The sequence below is a fragment of the Paracoccaceae bacterium Fryx2 genome (genome assembly GCA_032334235.1).
Lineage (GTDB): Bacteria > Pseudomonadota > Alphaproteobacteria > Rhodobacterales > Rhodobacteraceae > JAVSGI01.
Window position 1 is genome coordinate 2,466,871 of sequence record JAVSGI010000005.1, and the last position, 23,409, is coordinate 2,490,279.

The 23,409-nt window shown below is 66.9% G+C and carries 24 protein-coding genes; 16 read left to right on the top strand and 8 right to left on the bottom strand.

Annotation, left to right across the window (positions count from 1 at the left end; all coding sequences use genetic code 11):
* Positions 1 to 115: 115 nt before the first annotated feature.
* On the bottom strand, positions 116 to 1,711 hold the full coding sequence (gene serA / locus RNZ50_21120; GenBank protein ID MDT8857496.1) for a phosphoglycerate dehydrogenase: 1,596 nt from the start codon (positions 1,709 to 1,711) through the stop codon (positions 116 to 118).
* Positions 1,712 to 1,782: 71 nt separating this feature from the next.
* A complete protein-coding gene (locus RNZ50_21125) occupies positions 1,783 to 2,940 on the bottom strand; it encodes a phosphoserine transaminase (GenBank protein MDT8857497.1) in 1,158 nt (385 codons plus the stop codon).
* 150 nt (positions 2,941 to 3,090) lie between these two features.
* Here RNZ50_21125 and serB point away from each other — a divergent pair, with 150 nt between their 5' ends.
* Positions 3,091 to 3,969, top strand: coding sequence for a phosphoserine phosphatase SerB (gene serB, locus RNZ50_21130; GenBank protein MDT8857498.1), 879 nt, complete (start codon positions 3,091 to 3,093; stop codon positions 3,967 to 3,969).
* 104 nt (positions 3,970 to 4,073) lie between these two features.
* Here the strand turns inward: serB and zapE are convergent, their stop codons facing one another.
* Positions 4,074 to 5,153 carry a cell division protein ZapE gene (zapE, locus tag RNZ50_21135; protein ID MDT8857499.1) on the bottom strand — a complete coding sequence of 360 codons (1,080 nt, stop codon included), beginning with the start codon at positions 5,151 to 5,153 and terminating at the stop codon, positions 4,074 to 4,076.
* A 126-nt stretch (positions 5,154 to 5,279) separates the two neighbouring features.
* On the opposite strand from zapE, the gene RNZ50_21140 reads away from it, so the two are divergent.
* From RNZ50_21140 to RNZ50_21155, 4 genes are all read left to right on the top strand, one after another.
* Complete coding sequence (locus RNZ50_21140) at positions 5,280 to 6,251, top strand: KpsF/GutQ family sugar-phosphate isomerase (GenBank protein MDT8857500.1); 972 nt, start codon at positions 5,280 to 5,282, stop codon at positions 6,249 to 6,251.
* 19 nt (positions 6,252 to 6,270) lie between these two features.
* Positions 6,271 to 7,113 carry a 3-deoxy-8-phosphooctulonate synthase gene (kdsA, locus tag RNZ50_21145; protein ID MDT8857501.1) on the top strand — a complete coding sequence of 281 codons (843 nt, stop codon included), beginning with the start codon at positions 6,271 to 6,273 and terminating at the stop codon, positions 7,111 to 7,113.
* 148 nt (positions 7,114 to 7,261) lie between these two features.
* Complete coding sequence (locus RNZ50_21150) at positions 7,262 to 8,332, top strand: OmpA family protein (protein ID MDT8857502.1); 1,071 nt, start codon at positions 7,262 to 7,264, stop codon at positions 8,330 to 8,332.
* Between the two features lie 7 nt (positions 8,333 to 8,339).
* Positions 8,340 to 9,179: a caspase family protein gene (locus RNZ50_21155; protein ID MDT8857503.1), complete on the top strand. Its 840-nt coding sequence runs from the start codon at positions 8,340 to 8,342 to the stop codon at positions 9,177 to 9,179.
* A gap of 6 nt (positions 9,180 to 9,185) precedes the next feature.
* On the opposite strand, the gene RNZ50_21160 is transcribed toward RNZ50_21155, so the two are convergent.
* On the bottom strand, positions 9,186 to 9,491 hold the full coding sequence (locus RNZ50_21160; protein MDT8857504.1) for a hypothetical protein: 306 nt from the start codon (positions 9,489 to 9,491) through the stop codon (positions 9,186 to 9,188).
* 590 nt (positions 9,492 to 10,081) lie between these two features.
* Between RNZ50_21160 and RNZ50_21165 the strand changes: the two genes are divergently transcribed.
* On the top strand, positions 10,082 to 10,273 hold the full coding sequence (locus tag RNZ50_21165) for a hypothetical protein (GenBank protein MDT8857505.1): 192 nt from the start codon (positions 10,082 to 10,084) through the stop codon (positions 10,271 to 10,273).
* A 109-nt stretch (positions 10,274 to 10,382) separates the two neighbouring features.
* On the opposite strand, the gene RNZ50_21170 is transcribed toward RNZ50_21165, so the two are convergent.
* Genes RNZ50_21170 through RNZ50_21185 form a run of 4 tightly spaced genes read right to left on the bottom strand, consistent with a single transcriptional unit; the run spans position 10,383 to position 12,289 of the window.
* The gene (locus RNZ50_21170) at positions 10,383 to 10,787 is read right to left on the bottom strand and encodes a biopolymer transporter ExbD (GenBank protein ID MDT8857506.1); all 405 of its coding nucleotides are present in this window, start codon (positions 10,785 to 10,787) and stop codon (positions 10,383 to 10,385) included.
* On the bottom strand, positions 10,784 to 11,194 hold the full coding sequence (locus RNZ50_21175; GenBank protein MDT8857507.1) for a biopolymer transporter ExbD: 411 nt from the start codon (positions 11,192 to 11,194) through the stop codon (positions 10,784 to 10,786). Before RNZ50_21175 ends, RNZ50_21170 begins: the two co-directional genes overlap by 4 nt.
* An 18-nt stretch (positions 11,195 to 11,212) precedes the next feature.
* Entirely contained in the window at positions 11,213 to 11,833 is a 621-nt protein-coding gene (locus tag RNZ50_21180; GenBank protein ID MDT8857508.1) for a MotA/TolQ/ExbB proton channel family protein, read from the bottom strand.
* Between the two features lie 3 nt (positions 11,834 to 11,836).
* Entirely contained in the window at positions 11,837 to 12,289 is a 453-nt protein-coding gene (locus tag RNZ50_21185; protein ID MDT8857509.1) for a hypothetical protein, read from the bottom strand.
* 180 nt (positions 12,290 to 12,469) lie between these two features.
* Between RNZ50_21185 and tssA the strand changes: the two genes are divergently transcribed.
* From tssA to RNZ50_21235, 10 genes are all read left to right on the top strand, one after another.
* Positions 12,470 to 13,486: a type VI secretion system protein TssA gene (tssA, locus tag RNZ50_21190; GenBank protein ID MDT8857510.1), complete on the top strand. Its 1,017-nt coding sequence runs from the start codon at positions 12,470 to 12,472 to the stop codon at positions 13,484 to 13,486.
* Positions 13,487 to 13,545: 59 nt separating this feature from the next.
* On the top strand, positions 13,546 to 14,058 hold the full coding sequence (tssB, locus tag RNZ50_21195; protein ID MDT8857511.1) for a type VI secretion system contractile sheath small subunit: 513 nt from the start codon (positions 13,546 to 13,548) through the stop codon (positions 14,056 to 14,058).
* A 3-nt stretch (positions 14,059 to 14,061) separates the two neighbouring features.
* The gene (gene tssC, locus RNZ50_21200; protein ID MDT8857512.1) at positions 14,062 to 15,549 is read left to right on the top strand and encodes a type VI secretion system contractile sheath large subunit; all 1,488 of its coding nucleotides are present in this window, start codon (positions 14,062 to 14,064) and stop codon (positions 15,547 to 15,549) included.
* Between the two features lie 48 nt (positions 15,550 to 15,597).
* A complete protein-coding gene (locus RNZ50_21205) occupies positions 15,598 to 16,116 on the top strand; it encodes a type VI secretion system tube protein Hcp (GenBank protein ID MDT8857513.1) in 519 nt (172 codons plus the stop codon).
* Between the two features lie 92 nt (positions 16,117 to 16,208).
* Positions 16,209 to 17,024 (top strand): type VI secretion system accessory protein TagJ, encoded by an 816-nt coding sequence (locus tag RNZ50_21210; protein MDT8857514.1) that lies wholly within the window; start codon positions 16,209 to 16,211, stop codon positions 17,022 to 17,024.
* A complete protein-coding gene (tssE, locus tag RNZ50_21215; GenBank protein ID MDT8857515.1) occupies positions 17,017 to 17,514 on the top strand; it encodes a type VI secretion system baseplate subunit TssE in 498 nt (165 codons plus the stop codon). Before RNZ50_21210 ends, tssE begins: the two co-directional genes overlap by 8 nt.
* 3 nt (positions 17,515 to 17,517) lie before the next feature.
* Positions 17,518 to 19,395 carry a type VI secretion system baseplate subunit TssF gene (gene tssF / locus RNZ50_21220; GenBank protein ID MDT8857516.1) on the top strand — a complete coding sequence of 626 codons (1,878 nt, stop codon included), beginning with the start codon at positions 17,518 to 17,520 and terminating at the stop codon, positions 19,393 to 19,395.
* Positions 19,359 to 20,390, top strand: coding sequence for a type VI secretion system baseplate subunit TssG (tssG, locus tag RNZ50_21225; protein MDT8857517.1), 1,032 nt, complete (start codon positions 19,359 to 19,361; stop codon positions 20,388 to 20,390). Before tssF ends, tssG begins: the two co-directional genes overlap by 37 nt.
* Before the next feature lie 36 nt (positions 20,391 to 20,426).
* Positions 20,427 to 23,135: a type VI secretion system ATPase TssH gene (gene tssH, locus RNZ50_21230; protein ID MDT8857518.1), complete on the top strand. Its 2,709-nt coding sequence runs from the start codon at positions 20,427 to 20,429 to the stop codon at positions 23,133 to 23,135.
* 10 nt (positions 23,136 to 23,145) lie between these two features.
* Positions 23,146 to 23,388 (top strand): hypothetical protein, encoded by a 243-nt coding sequence (locus RNZ50_21235; GenBank protein MDT8857519.1) that lies wholly within the window; start codon positions 23,146 to 23,148, stop codon positions 23,386 to 23,388.
* The last annotated feature ends 21 nt before the right edge of the window (positions 23,389 to 23,409 follow it).

Here is a 23,409-nt window from a genome sequence, read left to right on the forward strand (position 1 = left end):
TGAAGGGGAAGGCCGGGGGCGCTGCCCCCGGACCTCCGGGATATTTGGGCCAATGTGAAAGGGCAAGAGGTGTCGGCCCCCTGCCCCTCAGTATCGCGGTCAGGACCGCGACGGATCAGGCAACGTCGAATTGCAGCGGTTTGACCTGCTGGAACATGCCGGTGCCTTCGAGCGTTTCGACCACTTTCGGGTCGATCGCCTGATCGAGGTAGAGGATCGCGATGGCCTCTTGCCCGATCCCGGAGCGGCCGAGGGTGAAGTTGGCGATGTTGACGCCGTTCTTGCCCATCGTCATGCCCAGAAGGCCGATGATGCCCGGCACGTCCTCGTTGGTGGTGTAGAGCATGTGTTCGCCGATTTCGGCGTCGATGTTGATGCCCTTGATCTGGATGAAGCGCGGCTTGCCGTCGGAGAACACGGTGCCCGCGATCGAGCGTTCGCGCAGGTCGGAGACCACGGTGAGCTTGATGTAGGCGTCGAAGGTGCCGGTCTTTTCCTGCCGGGTGGTCGAGATCTGGATGCCGCGTTCCTTGGCGATGATGGGTGCCGAAACCATGTTCACATCCGGGTTGGTGGCCTGCATCACCCCGGCGATGGTGGCGCAGTTCAGCGCCGCGAGGTTCATGTTGGCCACCGTGCCGTCGTAAAGCACGTTGATCGCCTTGATCGGCTCGTCGGTCATCTGGCCGACGAACGACCCGAGGTGGCTGGCGAGCTTCAGCCAGGGGCCCATCACGGCCGCCTCTTCAGCGGTGACAGAGGGCATGTTGAGCGCGTTCTGCACCGCCCCGGTCAGCAGGTAATCCGACATCTGCTCGGCAACCTGGAGGGCGACGTTTTCCTGCGCCTCGGTGGTGGAGGCGCCGAGGTGCGGCGTGACCACCACGTTGGGCAGGTTGAACAGCGGCGAATCGGTGGCGGGTTCGACCGCGAACACGTCGAAGGCGGCGCCGGCGACATGGCCGGAGTTAAGCGCCTCGGCCAGGGCCGCCTCGTCCACCAGACCGCCGCGGGCGCAGTTGATGATGCGAACACCCTTTTTCGTCTTTGCGAGGTTTTCGGCCGACAGGATGTTGCGGGTCTTGTCGGTGAGCGGGACGTGCAGGGTGATGAAATCGGCTCGGTGCAGCAGCTCGTCAAGCTCGACCTTGGTGACGCCCAGCGTTTTCGCGCGTTCCTCGGACAGGAAGGGGTCGTAGGCCACGACCTTCATGTGCAGCCCGACAGCCCGGTTGCACACAATGCCGCCGATGTTGCCCGCGCCGATCACGCCGAGGGTCTTGTTGAAAAGCTCCACCCCCATGAAGCGCGATTTTTCCCATTTGCCGGCATGGGTGGAGGCGTTGGCCTCGGGCAGTTGGCGCGCGACGGCGAACATCATGGCGATGGCATGTTCGGCGGTGGTGATCGAGTTGCCGAACGGCGTGTTCATCACGATCACGCCTTTTTTCGAGGCGGCCGGGATGTCGACGTTGTCGACCCCGATGCCCGCGCGGCCGATCACCTTGAGGTTGGTCGCCAGCGCCAGCAGCTTTTCGGTAACCTTGGTGGCCGACCGGATGGCAAGGCCGTCATACTGGCCGATGATTTCGGCCAGCTTTTCCTTGTCCTTGCCGAGTTTCGGCATGTAGTCGACCTCGACCCCGCGGTCGCGGAAGATCTGGACGGCGGTTTCGGAAAGTTCGTCGGAAACGAGAACGCGGGGGGCCATGGCGGGCTCCTGTCAATGAGGGATGGGGATCGGTCGCGGGAAACGGGGCGGGGTTTGGCCCCGCCCGCAGGTCAGGCGACCCTGGCCAGTTCGGCGATTTCGGCGTGGAACGCGTAGGCGATCCACGGCATCAGGGCTTCGACATCGGACGCTTCGACCGTCGAGCCGCACCAGATGCGCAGGCCGGGAGGCGCGTCGCGGTAAGCGCCGACATCCAGGGCAACGCCCGCCTTTTCCAGCCGCTTGGCCACGGCCTTGGCGAAGGCGGCGCCGTCGGTGATGCGCGGGTCGGTGAACTTCAGGCAGACCGAGGTGGTGGAGGCGGTGGCGGGATCGACCGCGAGGTTGGCGATCCAGTCGTTGGCAGCCACGAAGGCCGCGACGACCGCGGTATTGGCCTCGGCGCGAGCGACCAGGGCGGGCAGCCCGCCGATGGCCTTCGCCCAGTCGAGCGCCACGAGGTAGTCTTCCACCGCCAGCATCGACGGCGTGTTGATGGTCTCGCCTTCAAAGATGCCTTCGATCAGTTTGCCCTTCGCGGTCAGCCGGAAAATCTTGGGCAGCGGCCAGGCGGGGGTGTAGCTTTCCAGCCGTTCCACCGCGCGGGGGCCAAGGATCAGCATGCCGTGCGCGCCCTCGCCACCCAGCACCTTCTGCCAGGAGAAGGTGACGACATCGAGCTTGTCCCACGGCAGGTCCATCGCAAAGGCGGCCGAGGTCGCGTCGCAGATGGTCAGGCCGGCGCGGTTGGCCGGAATGGCATCGCCATTGGCCAGACGCACGCCCGAGGTGGTGCCGTTCCAGGTGAAGACCACGTCCTTGTCGAAATCGACCTCTGCCAGATCGACGACCTCGCCATAGGCGGCCTTGCGCACCGTGGCGTCGAGTTTGAGCTGCTTCACCGCGTCGGTGACCCAGCCTTCGCCAAAGCTCTCCCAGGCCAGCATTTCCACCGGGCGTTGCCCCAGCAGCGACCACATCGCCATTTCGACCGCGCCGGTGTCGGACCCCGGCACGATGCCGATGCGATAGCCTGCGGGCACGCCGAGAATCTCGCGCGTCAGGTCGATGGCGCGTTTCAGCTTGGCCTTGCCGACCGAGGCGCGGTGCGACCGGCCGAGCGGCGCGTCCGACAGCATGTCCAGCGAATATTGGGGGATCTTGGCGCAGGGGCCAGAGGAAAAGCGCGGATTTGCCGGGCGCGTGGCCGGTGCTTGCAGATCAGACATGGTATCCTTCCAGATAAATGCCCCCCGGTGGGGAGGGGTGTCCCACCGATGGGTCTAAGCGCGGCGGCGGGGTGGCACAAGCCGGAAAATCATCGTAAAGCGCCGCATCGCTGTGCGAAAGCGACGCAGCGTTCCCAGACCGGAGCCGCCATGTTCATTGCCACCCTGCTGACCGACCCCGCCCGTCCCACGCTTGACCGCACCACGGTCGAGTCTCTGCGCAATGCCTGGGGCGGGGGCGAGGCGGTGTGGCTTGACCCCGGCGTGGCGGCGGAGTTTGCCGTGGCGGCCATGCCCGCGAACCGCTGGGAGGCGTGGCAGGGCTTGCAGGGGCTGGGCGTCGATCTGGTGGTGCAGGCGGCGGCGGGGCGGGCCAAGCGGCTGCTGCTTGCCGACATGGACAGCACGATGATCCGGCAGGAATGCATCGACGAACTGGCCGACGAGGCCGGGGTCGGGGCGCATGTCGCGGGCATCACGGCGCGGGCGATGAACGGCGAGTTGCCGTTCGAGGCGGCGCTGCGCGAACGTGTGGCGCTGCTGAAAGGGCTGCCGGAGGCAGTTATCGAACGGGTGTTCGCCAATCGCATCACGATGATGCCCGGCGGGCGGGAACTGGTGGCGACGATGAAGGCGCAGGGAAGTTACGCCGCGCTGGTGTCGGGCGGCTTCACCGCCTTCACCCGGCCGGTGGCGGCGGCGCTGGGGTTTGACGAGAACCGGGCGAACGTGCTGCACATCGCGGGCGGGGTGCTGACCGGGACGGTGGCGGAACCCATTCTCGGCCGCGAAGCCAAGGTGCAGGCGCTGGAGGAGATTTCCGCCCGGCTGGGAATCCTGGAAGCTGACGTGCTGGCGGTGGGGGATGGGGCGAACGATCTGGGGATGCTGGGGCGCGCCGGGGCCGGGGTGGCGCTGCACGCCAAGCCCAGCGTCGCGGCACAGTGCGACATCCGCATAAACCACGGCGACCTGACGGCGCTGCTGTTCATCCAGGGCTACAGCCGCGCGGAATTCGCCGCGGCCTGAACATGGCCCTCCGGTGCGGGCCGCGCCGACGAGACCGCCGGCGGCCTGTCGACCGGCCGCGCCCTGCCCGGCCGACCCGGCCGGCCCCGGGGCCGGCGACATTCCTACTGCCCCCAGCCCGCCGCCTGCATTTTCCGTAACCTGCTGGCGGTGCGTTCGAATTCGAACGAGCCGGTGCCTTCGATATACAGACGTTCCGGCTGGTCGGCGGCGGAACAGACCAGCCGCACCCGGCCCTCGTAAAGCGCGTCGATCAGGGTGACGAAGCGTTTCGCCTCGTTGTAGTTCGAGGCGCAAAGCTGCGGAATGTCTTCCAGTATCAGCACCCGCACCGCCGCGGCGATCGCCAGATAATCGGCCGGCCCCAGCGGGCGCGCGCACAGATCCCAGAACGAGGCGCGCCCCACCCCGTTGGCGAAACGCGGCAGCGTGATCTCGCGGCCGTTGACCGGCAGGTGCAGCGGCTGGCCGGGTGCCCCGCCGGTCAGATCTGCCCAGATCGCGGTGATGGCGGGGCCAGACTTGCCCGCCGGGGTGAAATAGACCTGCGCCCCTTCCAGCCGGTGCTGGCGATAATCGGTCGGGCTTTCCAGTTCCCGAACGATCATTCGTTCACGCAGCAGCGCAATGAACGGCAGGAACAGAGCGCGGTTCAGCCCGTCCTTGTACAGATCCTCGGGCGGGCGGTTCGAGGTGGTGACGATCACCACGCCCGCCGCCAGAAGCCGCTCGAACAGCCGCCCCACGATCATTGCATCGGTGATGTCGTTGATCTGCATCTCGTCGAAGGCCAGCAGGCGCACGTCGCGGATCACGCTGTCGGCAAAGGGGGCTAGCGCATCCTCCACCCCCTTCTTGCGGGCGGCGTGCATGGCGCGGTGGACCTCTTGCATGAAGGCATGGAAATGCACGCGGCGCTTGGCGGCAATGGCGGTGGCGTCGGTGAACAGGTCCATCAGCATCGACTTGCCGCGCCCGACCCCGCCCCAGAGGTAAAGCCCCTTCGGCGGGGTCACGGGGCGGGAAAACAGGCCGGCAAAGCGCCCGGTGCGCCGTTCCGGCTGCGCCTCCAGCCAGGCGCGCAGGTCTTCCAGCGCCACGAGGACGCCGTGCTGCGCGGGGTCGGGGCGCAGGTCGCCGGTTGCAACGCGGGTCTCGTAGATTTCGGTCAGGGTCTGGCGCATGGCGTCCCATAGCGCGCCCGGCCGGGGGAGAAAAGCCCGCGCCGCCGCCCGAGCATTGGCATTCCGGGCGGTTCTGGCTATGGTCCGGCAGCGCCCGGCCGGGGCGCGTGCCCGGAAAGCTTGCCCATGACCCTGCAACCCCCCCACCCCTCCCTTGTCATGCTCAGCGGCCAGCGCGTGCTGCGAACGGAAGCCGAGGCGCTGCTGCTGCTGGCCAACCATCTGCCGCCCGATTTCGAGGCAGCGGTGCGGCTGATCTTTGCCGCCACGGGCCGGGTGATCGTGTCGGGCATCGGCAAGTCGGGCCACATCGGGCGCAAGATCGCGGCCACGCTGTCATCGACCGGGACGCCCGCCTATTTCCTGCACGGGGCCGAGGCGAGCCACGGCGACCTTGGCCTGATCGCCGCCGATGACGTGTGCATCCTGATTTCAAACTCGGGCGAGACGGCGGAACTGCGCGACGTGATCGCCCATACCCGCCGCTTCAAGGTGCCGCTGGTCGCGATTTCCAAAAGGGCCGAGAGCACCCTGATGCAGGCTGCCGACCTGCGCCTGCTGCTGCCCGACGCACCCGAAGCCTGCCCGATCGGCATGGCCCCCACCACCTCGACCACGCTGACGCTGGCGCTGGGCGATGCGCTGGCGGTGGCGCTGATGGAGCTGCGCGGCTTCAAGCCAGAGGATTTCAAGGTGTTCCACCCCGGCGGCAAGCTGGGGGCGCAGATGATGCAGGTGGCGGCCCTGATGCACAAGCGCGACAGCCTGCCGCTGGTCAACGTGGGCGCCAGCATGAGCGAGACGCTGCTGGAAATGACCTCGAAGGGCTTCGGCGTGACGGCGGTGGAGGACGGCGGGCGGCTGGTCGGCGTGGTGTCTGATGGCGACCTGCGGCGCAACATGGCCGACCTGATGACCCGCACCGCCGGACAGGTGGCGACGCGCCATCCGGTGACGGTGCGCTCCGACGCGCTGGCCGCCTCGGCGCTGGCGATCATGAATGACCGCAAGATCAATGCGCTGGTGGTGATGGACGGCGACGACCTGCCGCTGGGCATCCTGCATATCCACGATTGCCTGCGCGCGGGCGTGGCCTGAGACACGAAGGGACTTCACGATGACACAAAGGATCGTCACGGTCGGCGACATTCCCGTGGGGGGGCTGAACCCCTTCATGCTGATCACCGGCCCCTGCCAGCTGGAAAGCCTGGATCACGCCCGGATGATGGCCGGCCGCATCGCTGAAGCCTGTGCCCCGACCGGCACGCGCTTCGTGTTCAAGGCAAGCTATGACAAGGCCAACCGTTCCTCGATTGGCACCGAGCGGGGGCTGGGCATCGAGAAGGGGCTGGAGATTCTGGGCCGCATCCGCGAGGAATTCGGCTGCCCGGTGCTGACCGACGTGCACGAGGCCAACCAGTGCGCCACCGCCGCCACGGTCTGCGACGTGCTGCAGATACCGGCGTTCCTGTGCCGCCAGACCGACCTTCTGCTGGCGGCGGGCGAAACCGGGCGGGTGATCAACGTCAAGAAGGGCCAGTTCCTGGCACCGTGGGACATGGGCAACGTGGCCGCCAAGATCGCCAGCACCGGCAACCAGAACATCCTGCTGTGCGAACGCGGCACCTCGTTCGGCTACAACACGCTGGTCACCGATTTCCGCGGGCTGCCGACCATGGCCGCCACCGGCTACCCCGTGGTGTTCGACGCCACCCACTCGGTGCAGCAGCCCGGCGGGCTGGGCGGATCGTCGGGCGGGCAGCGCGAGTTCGCGCCGGTGCTGGCGCGGGCGGCCTGTGCGGTCGGCATCTCGGCCCTGTTCATCGAGACGCATCAGGACCCGGATCACGCCCCATCGGACGGGCCGAACATGATTCCCATCGACCAGATGGCCGGGCTGATCGCCACGCTGCGCGCCTTTGACGGGCTGGCGAAGGCCACCGGTGTCATGGGGGCGTGATGGGCACGGGTCTGCAAGGCTGCGGCAAACAGTCCTCTGACACTGTGCCGCGCATGATCATTGCCAGACGCGGGCAAGATTGCGATGATGCCGGAAACAGACGGTAACGCCGGTCGCGGATCGGCAACCGGAAGGACCGGAGGCTGCCATGGCGCTTGTGTCGTTGCTGCGGAATCTGACCTTGCGGGTGCTGGTGCTCGGCATTCTGGGTCTTGCCCTGCCGATGGCCGCCACCGCCCAGTCTAACCCGTTCGAGGGCGGCTGGACGCTGCAACCCGAGGCGTCGTCGCTGCGTTTCCAGTCGGTCAAGAACTTGACCAAGATCGAATCCAGCGGCTTCGTCACCTTCACCGGCGCCATCGAGCCTTCGGGGGCGGCCAGGATCACCGTGCTGCTCGACTCGGTCGATACCAAGATCGACCTGCGCAACGTGCGGATGCGGTTCCTGCTGTTCGAGACCTTCCAGTTCCCCGAAGCGATGATCGAAACCACCATCGACCCGGCCTGGGTGACAGATCTGGAAACCGTGCGGCGCAAGACCGTGCTGTTGCCCTACACGCTGAGCCTGCATGGCGTGACCAAGGCGTTCGAGGCCGAAGTGACCCTGACGCTGATCGACGCCAATCTGGTGGCGGTATCCACAGCCGCGCCGATTCCGGTGGCGACATCGGATTTCGCGCTCGACGATGGCGTGCGCAAGCTGGAGGAGGCGGCGACGGTGGCCATCGTGCCGTCGGCCACCGTCAGCTTCGATTTCATCTTCGCACGCAACGGCACGGCGGCGGCGACCCCTGCTCCTGTCCTCGAACAGCCCGCCGCCGTGGCGCTGGAAGCGGCGGGCGATTTCGACCCCGAAGCCTGCAAGGGCCGGTTCGAAGTCCTGTCACGCTCGGGCAACATCTACTTCCGCGCAGGCTCTGCCCGGCTCGACCCCCAAAGCGCGCCGCTTCTGGACAGTCTGGCCGACATCATCGCGCGCTGTCCCGGCATGACCATCGAAGTGTCGGGCCACACCGATGCCGACGGCAGCGAGGCCACCAACCAGCGCCTGTCGCAGCAGCGCGCGGAATCGGTTGCGGCCTATCTGGCGTCGAAAGGCATCGAGCCAGGACACATGGTCTCGGTCGGGTATGGCGAGGCACGCCCGGTTGCGGGCAATGACACGGCGGAAAACAAGGCGCGCAACCGCCGGATCGAATTTGCGGTGGTCAATGGATGATGTGAAGATGACGATGCGTGCGGCATTGCTTGTCCTGCTGGCCTGGGCCGCCCCTGCACTGGCAGAGCCGCGCTTCGCACTGGTGATCGGCAATGGCGCCTATCAGGCGGTGGCACCGCTCGACAATGCCGTGGCCGATGCGCAACTGATGGCCGGCACGCTGGAACGCAAGGGATTCACCGTCACCCTGCTGATCGACACCGGACAGGCAGACCTGAAACGCGGCATCGGTCAGTTCGGCCGCCAGCTGCGCGAGGCGGGGGCGGATGCGACCGGACTGTTCTACTATGCCGGGCATGGCGTGCAGTCGTTCGGGGCGAACTACCTGCTGCCGGTCGATGCCAGCCTGACCGATGCCGCCGACCTGGGGCTGGTGGGCGTGCCCGCCGATGCGATCCTGCGGCAGATGTATTCGGCCCGCAACAAGACCAACATCGTGATCCTGGATGCCTGCCGCAACAACCCCTTCGCCGCGATCCCCGATCTGGGCGACAACGGGCTGGCGGAAATGAAGGCGCCGACCGGCACATACCTCGCCTATTCCACCGCGCCCGGCGCCGTGGCGCTGGACGGGGCCGACGGCAACAGCCCCTTCACCCGGGCACTGGCCGCCGAGATCGACAGCCCCGGCGCCCCGATCGAACAGGTGTTCAAGCAGACCCGCGTCGCCGTGCTGGCCGCCACCAACGGGTTGCAGACGCCGTGGGACACCTCGTCGCTGACAGCGTCGTTCAGCTTTACCCCCGCGGTCGTGCTGTCGCCCGAAGAACTGGCCGCGCGGCAGCTCTGGGATTCCGTGCGCGAAAGCCGCGACCCGGTGCAGATCATGCTGTTCCTGCGCGGCTAGCCGGGGCTATTCCGCGACGGTCGAGATGAAGAAATACACCCATTCGCCCTTGAAGTCCGGCGTGGCGGCGCGCTGACGGGCCACCTCGGCGCGCAGGGCCGCAAGGTAGGGCTCGGCCGGTTCGACCATCGGGCGCGGGGTGTCGAACAGCGGGGCAGAGGTGGCGAAGGCCACGGCGATTTCCTGCCCGAAGGGCGGCGCGATCGTCAGGTTCAGCGCGGGCACGCCGGGGCTTTCCTTTCCGACGGTCAGCACCGCCTGCGGCGGCACCAGACGCTGCGGCACGACCTCGTTCGGTTGCAGGTGGATCACGTTGCCTGCCGCATCGAAGTACAGGGGCGGGGCTGGGTGGCAGGGTCCGGGCGTCGGGGCGTTGCGTCGGCACGCTGTCGGCGGCGGAAGCCGATGGTGGCAGCGGGTCGGCGGGCAGGTCTGCCGGGGGCAGGTTCGTGGCGGCGGCGGGCATCGGGGCGGCCGTGGCGGATGGCGGCGCACCTGCCACCAGCCGCGCGGGCATGGGGGGCGGAACCGCAAGGGCTACGCCCGCAGGCAGTTCGTCGGCAGTGATGGCAGGCGGCGGAGGTTCGGCCACAACCCGTTGTGGCGCCGGGGGCGATGCGCTCAGGGGGGCCGCGGCGGGAGCTTCGGCCCTCAGCGGTTTCGGCTGCGGCAATACCGCGGCGAGGGTCGCGGCCGGGGGTGGCACCGCGTCAACCGCCGGGGGTTCGGGTGCGGGCATCTGCGCCGCAGCGGGCAGAGGCAGGGGGGCGGCAGGCGCCGCGGGCGAGGCGAGCGCGGGCAACGGCGGGGTGCGGGGGGCCGTGGCGGGGGTGGCGGGCGGTGGACCCAGCGGGGCGGCGGCAGCGGCCCGCGGCCGCAGCGCCGTGGCCTGCGAGACCGGAATGGCGCCTTCCGCAACCGCAGCGCCTGTGGGCGTTTCGCGGGCGGCGGGCTCGGACGGGGGCGGCACGGCGGCGGCAATGCTGCCCGGGACCTGCTGGGCCGCGAAATCGAGCCTCGCTTCGGGCATCGGCTGGGGCGGGAAGGGCTGCGGCTGCACCGCCACCAGCAGCACCGCCACCAGCCCGCCATGAGCGGCCAGCGACATGGCCCCTGCCACCGGCCAGACCGCGCCGCCCCGGTCTCGCCCGCCCCGGTCTGGCCCGCCCCGGTCCGCGCCATCCTCGGCAGACAGCGCGGCCATCACCCGCCCTCCGGCATGACAACCAGCACGATATCGCGCGCGCCCAGCGCCTCGATCTCGGCCACCAACGGCAGCAGGTGGCGCAACGGTCCGGCATGATGTGCGTTGATGCGGATCAGCAGGCCAGGGTCTGCCTTCAGCGCATCCGCGACCCCCGACACCAGAGCGTCGCGGTCCAGCGCCACGCCGTCCAGCGCCAGATCGCCGGCTTGCGAGACGGAAACCGTGGCCCCGCCACCCGGCATCACGCTGCCGCGCGACGCCACGGGGGGCAGCACCTCGAACGGCGCGGTCGCGTCCATCCGCCCGATCAGCAGAAAGAACACCAGCAGGAAGAACACCACGTCGATCAGCGCGATGATGGTTTCGGGGGCCCGGCGCTGCGGGCGGCGGCGCAGTTTCATGGGGCCGCCTCCAGCCGCAGCAGGCGCAGGCGCGTCACGCCGGCGCGGGTCACGGTATCGAGCAGGGTCACCAGCGCCTGCGCGTCGGCCTGACCCGAGGGCAGCACAAGCACCGACGTGTCAGGCGCCTGCGCCATCCGGGCGGACAGCAGCACCACCAGCGCCCCGGCATCCAGCGGCCGACCCTGCACCCTCGCCACGCCGTCGGGTCCAAGGCGGATCAAAAACGTCCCGCCCGGCATGCCCGGGGCGGCCGCAGGGGCGGCGGCCCTTTCGGCCACCGGCACCATGCGCAGGTCAAGGAAGGTCGAGGTGACCATGAAGAAGATCAGCATGATCATCAGCACGTCGATCATCGACACCAGCGAGATCGGGTTGGGCGGGGCTGTCGGGCGGCGCAGCTTCATCGTCCCCCCTCGGGCGCGTCAGCGCCGCGCTTCCTCCAGCGTGAACAGCCGGCCCACGGCGGCCTCGATCAGCAGGGCCGCGCGGTCGGCGCGGTCGGCCAGCAGACCGGCAGCGACGGCGGCGGGAATCGCCACCAGCAGCCCGGCGGCGGTGGTCAGCAGCGCCTCCCAGATGCCGCCCGCCAGCAGCGAGGCGTTGGCGGCCCCTTCGGCCATCGCCAGTTCCTGAAACGCCTTGATCATCCCCAGCACGGTGCCCAGCAGGCCCAGCAGCGGGCTGACCATGGCGATCAGGTCCAGCAGTCGCAGATGCCGGTTCATCGCCGCCAGTTCGGCATTGCCGCGCCATTCCAGATCGGCATCCAGCCCCGGCCGGCGCTGGCCCGCCAGCAGGCCCTGCATCGCGGCCAGGGCGATACGGTCGGCCGGCGCGCGCCCGTCCCGAAGCGCGGCGCCGGCCCCGACCCGGTCGCCCTGCGCCCAGAGCGCGTAGGCCCGCTCGCGAAGCTCGGCACCCGAAAGAACGGCCCGCATCTGCCAGACCTTCGCGGCGATCAACGCCAGCGAGAACACCGACAGCGCGATCAGCAGCCAGATGACCGGACCACCCGCCGCCAGCATTCCGAACGGGCCGGACATGGCCTACTGCACCAGTGCGGCAGAGGTGCGGCTGACAAGGTTCAGCATGGGAAAACAGTCTGTCTCGGCGGCGTTCTGCGGGCGGCAGGAGCCGATCTCGTGCAGCAGAACCTCGGAGATCGCGGCGCAGCGCGTATCCGGAATCTCGAACAATTTCAATGTGGTGCGCGCGGCGGGTATCGGGGCTGCGTCGATGGTCAGCAGCCGGTCGATGACGCCTTCGGTGTTCAGGATGGCCAGCGACATCTCGAACCCCTCGAAGGTCAGGCCGGTCTGGTTGCGAAACAGGAAGAAGGCGCGGCAACTGCCGCTGTCGCCATCCTCGATCTTGTTCAGTTCGACCGTCAGCGGGCCGGGTTGCGCGAACGACGGCCCCGGCGGCGCGTCCTGTGCGACGGCGACCCCCAGTGCAAGGCCCCGCGCGCAGGAACAGGACAAGACCGCAACCGCTTTCATTGATGGCGCCCCTCGGCATTGATAGCCAAAGGAAACGGGATCACCGACCCCGGGTCAAGCAATGATTTCGGCGGTGGCGGCGCCGCATAAATCCAATAAATCACCCTCTGGATTTGTGCGGACGATGTGCTACGCTGCGACTTAATGTTTCGGTTTTAGCAATTTTTCATCGGGGAAGCCATGCGTTTGGACGCCTATCTTAGCGATCGGGCTGGGAATGGGCCTAGCGGTGAGAATCTGGAATACGATCCGGCTTTCACCGCCCTGATCCTTGCGGCTCAGCCGGGCGAGGAACGGCAGGCGGGCAACGAGATCATCGCCGCAGAAGAACCGGATTTCCGGCAGGTTACCGAAAGGGCGCTGGCAGTCCTCGAACGCAGCCACGACCTGCGCGCTGCCGTGATGCTGGGCTATGCGCAACTGCGGCTGAACGGGCTGGAAGGCTTGGCGGGGGCAGTCGCCTATGTCCGCCACTGCCTCGAAAACCACTGGGATACCTGCCACCCCCAGCTCGACGCCGAGGACGACAATGATCCGACGATGCGAATCAATGCCGTGCTTGGTCTGGCCGAACCGGCCCGGATGCTGCGGGCGCTGCGGCTTGCACCGTTGACGCACAGCGCGTCCTTCGGGCGGTTCTGCCTGCGCGACATCGCGGTTGCCGATGGCGAACTGGCCGCCCCGGAAGACATGACCACGGTGCCCGATGCCGCCGCGATCCGCGCCGCGTTCAAGGATACCAGGCCCGATGTGCTGCGCGCCCGGCTGGAGGCGGCCCGCAGCCTGCTGGAGGACAGCACGGCGATCAACGCGGTGTTCGATGCCCGGACGCCGGGCGAAGGCCCCGACATGGACCCGCTGATCCGCATGGCGAAGAAAGCGGTGGGGCGACTGGCCGAGGCGGTGGGCGAACCGGCAGAGGCCGCGACGGAAGCGTCGGCAGGCCCCCCCGCGACGGAAAGCGCGGCCGCCGCCGTGCCCGGCAGCATCAGCTCGCGGCGCGACATCGAAGACGCGCTCGACCGCATCATGGCCTATTACGCCGCCAACGAACCTTCCAGCCCCCTGCCGATCATTCTGGCGCGCGCGCGCCGACTGGTGGGGGCGGATTTCATGACGATCATGACCGACCTTGCCCCCCTGGGGATCGAGAACGTCAAGCTAGTGGGCGGTATCGCCGAAGAAGACCAGTATTGACCACCCAAACCTGAAGGGGCGGCGCAACGGACCGCCCACGATCCGAACAACGGGAGATCTTGATGTCTAGTTCGCAGAAGTTCATCGCGCGCAACCGCGCACCGCGTGTCCAGATCGAATATGATGTGGAGCTTTACGGGGCGCAGAAGAAGGTCCAGCTGCCCTTCGTGATGGGGGTCATGGCCGATCTGGCAGGCAAGTCGGAAGTGCCGCAGCCCGGCATCGCAGACCGGAAGTTCCTGGAAATCGATGTCGACAACTTCGACAGCCGCATGAAGGCGATGAAACCCCGGGCCGCCTTTCAGGTGCCCAACACACTGACCGGGCAAGGGAACATGTCGGTCGATCTGACCTTCGAAAGCATGGACGATTTCTCGCCTGCCGCCATCGCGAAACAGGTCGAGCCGCTGAACGCCCTGCTGGAGGCGCGCAACGAACTGTCGAACCTGATCACCTACATGGATGGCAAGCCGGGGGCCGAGGAGCTGATTGCCAAGGTTCTGGCCGACCCTGCACTGCTGAAGACGCTGGCGGGCGCACCTGCACCCAAATCTGAAACCGGGGGGGAATGAGCGATGGCGCAGGAAGCAACCGAAACCACCCTTGGCGCCGTGCAGTTCGGCGACACCGACTTCGCCAGCCTGCTGAACAAGGAATTCCGGCCGCGCACCGATCAGGCGAAAAGCGCGGTTGAAACCGCGGTCAAGACGCTGGCCGCGCAGGCGCTGGTCAACACCGCGCTGATTTCCGACGACGTCGTGAATTCGCTGAACGCGATGGTCGCGGAAATCGACCGCAAGCTCAGCGAGCAGATCAACCAGATCATCCACCATCCCGACTATCAGCAGCTTGAAAGCTCGTGGCGCGGGCTGGCCTATCTGGTCAACAACACCGAGACCGACGAGCAGCTGAAGATCCGGGTGCTGAACATCTCGAAGAAGGATCTGCACAAGACCCTGAAGAAGTTCAAGGGTGCGGCCTGGGACCAGTCTCCGATCTTCAAGAAGCTATATGAGGAAGAATACGGCCAGTTCGGCGGCGAGCCCTACGGCTGTCTGGTGGGCGACTACCACTTCAACCATTCGGCCCCGGATATCGAGCTGCTGGGCGAAATGTCGAAGGTCGCGGCGGCGGCACATGCGCCGTTCATCTCGGGCGCGGATGCCTCGCTGATGCAGTTCGAAAGCTGGCAGGAACTGGCCAACCCGCGCGATCTGACCAAGATCACCACCACGCCGGAATATGCGGGCTGGCGCAGCTTGCGCGATTCCGAAGACAGCAAGTACCTTGGCCTGACCATGCCGCGCTTCCTCGGGCGGCAGCCTTACGGGGCCAAGTCGAACCCGGTCGAGGAATTCGCCTTTGAAGAAGACACCAACGGCGCCGATTCCTCGCGGTTCAACTGGCTGAACGCGGCCTATGGCATGGCGGCCAACATCAACCGGTCGTTCAAGGAATACGGCTGGTGCTCGCGGATCAGGGGCATCGAGTCAGGCGGGGCATTGTCGAACCTGCCGACCCACACTTTCCCCACCGACGATGGCGGCGTCGACATGAAATGCCCGACCGAGATCGGCATTTCCGACCGGCGCGAGGCGGAACTTGCGAAAAGCGGGCTGATGCCGCTGGTGCACCGCAAGAACAGCGACATGGCGGCCTTCATCGGCGCGCAGTCGCTGCACAAGCCCGCCGAATACGACGATCCGGACGCGACATCCAACGCCAACCTTGCCGCGCGCCTGCCCTATCTTTTCGCGACCTGCCGCTTTGCGCATTATCTGAAATGCATGGTCCGGGACAAGGTCGGCAGCTTCAAGGGTCGCGACGACATGGAAAGCTGGCTGCAAGGCTGGATCACGCAATATGTGGATTTCAACCCCGGCAGTTCCCCGGAATCGGTGAAGGCGCGCCTGCCGCTGGCTGCGGCACAGGTCGTGGTTGAAGAAGTCGAGGGCAATCCGGGCTATTATTCCTCGAAATTTTTTCTGCGCCCGCATTACCAACTGGAGGGGCTGACAGTGTCCCTTCGCCTTGTTGCCAAACTGCCGTCCGAAAAGGCCTGAGTCCTCCCGGGCGGCTTCAAACCCCAACACTGACAAGGAGCGAACCAGATGTATGATTCTTATATGTACTTTCCCGGCTTCGACGAATTCAAAGGCGAGACCCAGGATACCGAATTCAAGAAGAAATCCGCCTACGAACTGATGTCCTTCTCGATCGGGGCCTACAACACGGTCAACATCGGCTCTGCCTCGGGCGGCGGCGGTGCGGGCAAGGGCGAGTTCCAGCCGCTGGCGGTGATGAAGACCACCGACTCGGCCTCGCCGGTCTTGTTCCGGATGCTGATGAGCGGCAAGCACTTCGATTCCGCGATCATCGAGATGCGCCGCGCCGGCCAGACCTCGACCACCTCGGGCGGGACTTTCGTCAAGTATGAAATGAAGCTGGTGATGGTTGAAAGCCTGAACTGGGCGGGCTCGCAAGGGTCCGATGTCTTCATGGAAAGCGTGTCGTTCCGGTTCGGCGCGATCAAGATGGAATACTTCGCGCAGGCCAAGGACGGCAAGATGACCAAGGTTTCCGACGCCATGTGGAGCCGCGTCAACAACACCGCCTCGCTGGAAGTCTGACCCGGCCAAGACTGACCTGCAAACCTGCACCCTGCGCGCGACCCGCGCGGGGTGCCCCCTGCCAACCGCCCTGACCCAAGCCGGAGAGTGCAATGCAGGCCCCAGACCTTATCAAGACCGGCGATCTGGACGGCGCGCTGGCTGCCCTGCAGGCGCAGGTCCGCACCCGTCCGGCCGATGCCAAGCTGCGGATCTTCCTGTTTCAACTGCTCTGCGTGCTGGGCGACTGGAAGCGGGCCATCACGCAACTGAAGCTCTGCGCCGAACTGGACGGCGAGGCGCTGACCATGGCACAGACCTACCGCGAGGCGATCATCTGCGAGGTTTACCGCGAAAAGGTGTTCGCAGGCGAAAAGTCGCCCCTGATCTTCGGTGAACCGCAGGAATGGCTGGCGCTGCTGATCGAGGCGACGCGCGCGCTGGCCGAAGGCCGCGCCACCGAAGCCGCCACCCTGCGCGCCCGCGCCTTCGAGGCCGCACCGGCGGCGTCGGGCGACCTGAACGGCGAACATTTCGACTGGATCGCGGATGCCGACATGCGGCTGGGCCCGGTGCTGGAAATCATCGTCAACGGCAAGTATTACTGGATGCCGTTCACGGCACTGTCGGCCCTGCGCTGCGACGCCCCGTCCGACCTGCGCGATGCGGTCTGGACGCCGGCCAACATCACCCTGCGCAATGGCGGCGAGATCGTCGGCCTGATTCCGACGCGCTATGCCGGCACCTCGGCCAGCACCGACCCCGCCGCGCGGCTGGCCCGCGCGACCCATTGGGTCGATGCCGGGGGCGAGACGTGGGTCGGGATTGGCCAGCGCCTGCTGACCACCGACCACGGCGACACCGCCCTGATGGATCTGCGCGCCCTGCGGATGGATGCCGCCCCCGGGGCGGCGCGTGGCGATGGCTGACAAGACAATTGTCGAACGCCTGCAACCCTCGCTGCTGGACCGGCTGACCGACCAGAACCCCGGCGAGATGACCGAAACCCGCGACGACCGGGTGATCGACATCCGCCGCCTGCGCGACATCATCCGCCGCGACCTGTCGTGGTTGCTGAACACCAACAACGCCGAAACCATGATCGACCCCGACCGCCATCCGCATGTGGCGCGCTCGGTCGTCAATTACGGCGTGCGCGAGGTGTCGGGCGATTTTTCGACACATGAGCGGGCCGCGCAGATGCGCGCTTCGATTCACCGCGCCATCGAGCAATTCGAGCCCCGCATCAAGCGCGGCACGCTGAACGTGATGCTGCGGCAGGATGAAAAGGGGGCGCAGACCATCGTGGTGTTCGACATCCGCGCCGACATGTGGGCGCAGCCGGTGCCGATGGAGCTTTACCTGCGGTCAGAGATCGACATCACCACCGGGCATGTCGAACTGGAACGGAAGGGCTGACGGATGGACACGCGCCTGCTGCGCCACTACGAATCCGAGCTTTCCTACCTGCGCGAGATGGGGGCCGAATTCGCGCAATCCTACCCCAAGATCGCCGCTCGGCTGGGGATGGACGGGGTCGAGGTGCTGGACCCTTACGTCGAACGCCTGCTGGAAGGCGTGGCTTTCCTCTCGGCACGCGTGCAGCTTGAGCTGGAGCTGCAATATCCGGCCTTCACCAGCCACCTGCTGGAAATCGTCTATCCGCAATACCTGGCACCCACGCCGTCGATGATGATCGCCGTGCTGGAGCCCGAGATGATCAACCAGATCCTGAAGGACGGCTCGGTGCTGCCGCGCCACACCGTGCTGCGCGCCGCGTTGGCCGAGGGGCAGCAGACCGCCGTCCAGTTCCGCACCGCCCATGCGCTGACCCTGTGGCCGGTCGAGATTGCCGAGGCCGAATACATCGACGGCCGGGGGGCACTGGTCGCGGCCGGGGTCGCGGCGGGGGTGGATGCGCGCGCGGGCATCCGGCTGCGCCTGCGCCGCCATGGGGGGCTGCCGCTGGGCGCCGTTCCGCTGGACCGGCTGACGCTTTTCCTTGGCGGGCAGGCGGCGCGCGGCTGGCAGTTGCACGAGCTTCTGTGCACCGAGGTCACCGGGCTGGTGGCGCGTTCCACCGACCGGCGCGCCGACTGGGTGCTGCCGCTGCCGCGCGGCGGCGTGGCGCCCAAGGGCTATGCCCGCGACGAGGCGCTGCTGCCGACACCCCGCGCCTCGTTCGACGGCTACCGGCTGCTGCAGGAATATTTCGCCATGCCGGAGCGGTTTCATTTCATCGACCTGTTCGGCCTGTCGCCCGCGCTGGCCCGCACCGAAGGCTCCGAGGTCGATTTCTACATCCTGCTGCGCAACGGCAAGCCGGAGCTTGCCCCCGGCATCACCCCCGAAGCCTTCACCCTGAACGCCGTGCCCGCGATCAACCTGTTCGAGAAACGCTGCGACCGGGTGCTGATGACCGACCGCGACACCGAGCACCACGTCATCCCCGACCGCACCGCCCCGATGGATTTCGAGGTCTATTCGGTGGAACAGGTCACCGGCATCAGCGGCGAGGGGCAGGAGGATCAGCCGTTCCGCCCGTTCTATTCCAGCGACGATTTCACCGCCGCCGGGCAGCGCGGTCCGGCCTACTACACCGTCAGCCGCAAGATGCGCCAGCGCACCGAACGTGAACGGCTGAAGGGGGCGCGGACCTCGTATCTGGGCTCGGAAACCTATCTGACGCTGGTCGATGCCGCGCAGGCACCCTATGCGCCCGACATCAAGCAACTGGCGGTGCGGGCGATGGTTTCCAACCGCGACCTGCCGATGCTGCTGGCAACCGGCGCCAAGGATCTGTTCCACCTGCCCGGCGGCGGCCCGGTGCTGTCGATCCGCACCCCCGTGACCCCGACCCGCCCGCGTCCGACATTGGCGCAGGGCGAGGCGGCCTGGCGGATCATCGGGCACCTGAGCCTGAACTACCTGTCGATTGCCGATGCCGAGCGCGGCAGCGGTGCGGCGGCCCTGCGCGAGTTGATCGGGCTCTATGCGCCGCTGGGCGACCGCGTGGTGGAAAAGCAGCTTGAAGGCATCACCCGCGTGACCAGCCGCCCCATCGTGCGCCGGATGAGCGACGAGGTGCTTTCCACCGCCGTGCGCGGGCTGGAGATCAATCTGCACATGGACGACAGCTTTTTCGAAGGCACCGGCAGCTATCTGCTGGCCTCGGTGCTGGAAAGGTTTTTCCGCAAGTATGTCTCGATCAACAGTTTCACCGAAACGGTATTGACCACGCAACAACGGGGGGAGATTTCCCGATGGCGACCTCAGACGGGTCTGGGTCGGATCATCTGACGCATTTCGACCGCTTCTGTCAGACTCCGCAGGCCTATCACATCTTTCAGGCGTTGCGCGTCATCGAGGCGCGGTTTGACGATGCGCCGCCGATGGGCACGACCAAGCGGCCGCGCGAAGACCGGGTGCGGCTGGCGCAGGAGGCGGAACTAGCGTTTCCGCCCAGCACCATCCGCGCCTTCACCCCGCCCACAGGCGATGCGCCGGGCGAATTGATCAACCGCTTCTTCGGCCTGTTCGGCCCGCACGGCCCCCTGCCGCTGCACCTGACCGAGTATGCCCGCGAACGCCAGATCAACGCCCGCGATCCGACCTTCGTCGCCTTCGCCAACATGCTGACCCACCGCATGATGGGGCTTCTGTATCGCGCCTGGGCCACCGGCAACCCTGCCACCAGCTTCGACCGGGGCGAAGACGGGCTGATGGAACGCAAGGTCGCGGCGCTGACCGGGCTGCAGGGCGCACGGATGCGCAACCGCGATGCCATGCCCGACCTCGCGAAACGGTTCTTTGGCGGGCACCTTTCTGCCGGGCCGCGCAACGCCGAAAGCCTGGAATCGATGCTGGAATCGTTCTTCCGCACCCCGGTGCGGGTGCAGCAGTTCATCGGAAGCTGGCTGGACCTGGAGCCTTCGGACCGCTGGCAACTGGGGGCGCGGGCCGGGCTGGGGCAGGCCACCAGCATCGGGGTGCGGGTCTGGTCGCGCACCGCCAAGTTCCGGCTGCGGGTGGGGCCGCTGTCGCTTCCCGAATACCAGCGGATGCTGCCCGGCACGCCCTCGATGGCGCGTCTGACCTCGATCGTGCGCAGCCATGTCGGGGACGTGCTGGATTGGGATGTGAACCTGGTGCTGAAGGGCGATCAGGTGCCGGTCGCCATTCTGGGGCAATCGGCACGGCTGGGGCATACCAGCTGGCTTGGCAAGCGCCAGACACAACAAGACGCGGATGAGCTGATGCTTTCACCGCAGACCAACAGGGAAATGGCCGCCTGACGGGAACCCGCAGCGCGCCGAGGGAAGGGAACGGAAATGACGGAAATCAGCCGCGTCGCCTTGTTCGGAAAGCTCAACCGCCTTGGGTATCAGGCGGTCGAAGGGGCCACGGTGTTCTGCAAGATGCGGGGCAACCCCTATGTGGAAATCGTGCACTGGATGGCGCAGATCCTGAACGTGCAGGACAGCGACGTGATCCGCATCATACGGCACTACAAGCTGGACGCGGGCAAGATCGCGACCGACATGACCAAGGCGCTGGATGCCCTGCCGCGCGGCGCCAGCACCATCACCGACCTGTCGGCCCATCTGGAAAACGCGATGGAGCGGGCCTGGGTCTATGGCTCGCTGCTTTTCAGCAGCAATCAGGTGCGGACGGGGCATCTGATCCTCGGGATGCTCAAGACGCCGGGGCTGCGCAACCTTTTCCTCGGCATCTCGCCCGAGTTCGGCAAGATCAACGCCGACGACCTGTCGGAGAGTTTCCACAAGATCACCGACGGCTCGCCCGAGGACGGCCAGCGCCCGCAGGACGGGTCTGCCACAGGCGGGGGCGCGGTGCCGGGCGAGGCGTCGGGGGCAATGTCGCCCGCCGCGATGGGCAAGCAGGAGGCGCTGAAGCAGTTCACCACCGACCTCACGCAACAGGCGCGCGACGGCAAGATCGACCCCATCGTGGGGCGCGACGAGGAAATCCGCCAGATCGTCGATGTGCTGATGCGACGGCGGCAGAACAACCCGATCCTGACCGGCGAGGCTGGGGTGGGCAAGACCGCCGTTGTGGAAGGTTTCGCGCTGCGCATCGCGCGCGGCGACGTGCCGCCCGCACTGGCCGACGCGCGGATTCTGGCGCTGGATGTCGGGCTGTTGCAGGCCGGGGCCAGCATGAAGGGCGAGTTCGAGAACCGGCTGAAGTCGGTGATCGAGGAGGTTCAGGCCTCCACCACGCCGATCATCATGTTCATCGACGAGACCCACACGCTGGTGGGGGCCGGCGGGGCGGCGGGCACCGGCGATGCGGCGAACCTGCTGAAACCCGCTTTGGCGCGGGGCACGCTGCGAACCATCGGCGCCACCACCTGGGCCGAATACAAGAAACACATCGAGAAAGACCCGGCCCTTTCCCGCCGCTTCCAGACCGTGGTGGTGGAAGAACCGTCGATCCCCAAGGCGATCATGATGATGCGCGGCATCGCGTCGATGCTGGAAAAGCACCACCGGGTGCAGGTGCTGGACGAGGGCATCGAGGCTGCGGTGTCGCTGTCGGCGCGCTACATCCCGGCCCGGCAACTGCCCGACAAGTCGGTGTCGGTGCTTGATACCGCCTGCGCCCGCGTCTCGATCAGCCAGCACGCGGTGCCGGCCGAGGTTGACGACAGCCGCAAGCGGATCGACGCCTTCACCACCGAGCTTGAAATCATCTCGCGCGATGAAACGGCCGGGTATGATGTCGAGGAACGCCGCGCCGCGATTTCCCACGCCAAGGCCGAGGAAGACCTGCGCCTTGCCTCCCTGACCGGGCGGTGGGAGGCGGAAAAGGCGGTGGTCGAGGAGATTTTGGCCCTGCGCGCCAAGCTCCGCGAAGGCGGCGCGCCGGTCGACAGCCCCGCCCCGGTCGAAGGCACCGAGCCTGCCCCCGATGCAGCCGCCGCCCGCGCCGACCTGATGGCGCAACTCAAGGCCAAGAATGCCGAACTGACCGCCCTGCAAGGCGACGCGCCGCTGATCCTGCCGATTGTCGATGCGCAGGCGGTGGCATCCGTGATCGGCGACTGGACCGGGATTCCGGTCGGCCGCATGGTGCGCGACGAGATCCAGACCGTGCTCGATCTGGAAAAGCACCTGGCCAAGCGGGTCATCGGGCAGGATCACGCGATGAAGATGATCGCCAAGCGCATCCAGACCAGCCGCGCCGGGCTCGACAACCCGAACAAGCCGATTGGCGTGTTTCTGCTGGCGGGCACCAGCGGCGTCGGCAAGACCGAGACCGCGCTGGCGCTGGCCGAGGTGATGTATGGCGGCGAACAGAACGTCATCACCATCAACATGAGCGAGTATCAGGAAGCGCACACCGTCAGCAGCCTGAAGGGCGCGCCGCCCGGCTATGTCGGCTATGGCGAGGGCGGGGTGCTGACCGAGGCTGTGCGGCGCAAGCCCTATTCGGTCGTGCTGCTCGACGAGGTTGAAAAGGCCCACCCCGACGTGCACGAGGTGTTCTTCCAGGTGTTCGACAAGGGCGTGATGGAGGATGGCGAGGGCCGGGTGATCGACTTCAAGAACACCCTGATCCTGCTGACCTCCAACGTCGGGTCCGACATGATCATGGACATGTGCTCCGACCCCGACCTGATGCCCGAACCCGAAGGCATCGCCAAGGCCCTGCGCGAACCGCTGCTGAAGGTGTTTCCCGCCGCCCTGCTGGGCCGTCTGGTCACCATTCCCTACTATCCGCTGAACCCCGAGATGATCGGCAAGATCGCCCGGCTGCAGCTTGACCGCATCAAGAAGCGGGTGATGGCAGCGCATGGCGTGCCCTTCACCTATTCCGATGCAGTGGTGGACACGATCGTGTCGCGCTGTCAGGAATTGGAGTCGGGCGGCCGGATGATCGACGCCATTGTGACCAATACCATGTTGCCCGATATTTCCGCCGAGTTCCTGAAACGAATGCTGGAGGGTCACGACATTGCCAGAGTTGCCATCGACATCGCAGACGGAGAGTTCGCCTACAGCTTCGACCTCTGACCCCGAGATCGTGCTGGTCTCGGTCGGCGGGGAAGCGTGGCTGGTGAAGGGCGAGGAACACCTTGACGTGCTGCTGGCCCACACGACCGGCTTTCCGCTGCCGGTCGGCTTCATCCACTTTCCGACCCGGCCCGCGCTCCAGCGCGAGCTTGGGCCGGATGTGACGGTGGCCGACCTGTGGCTGATCCACCCGGCCATCATCGACCGCCTGCGCGCGGACCGGCACCTGCTGGAGATCACGGCCCCGGCGTGACGCGCCGTGCCGAAGGAGGAT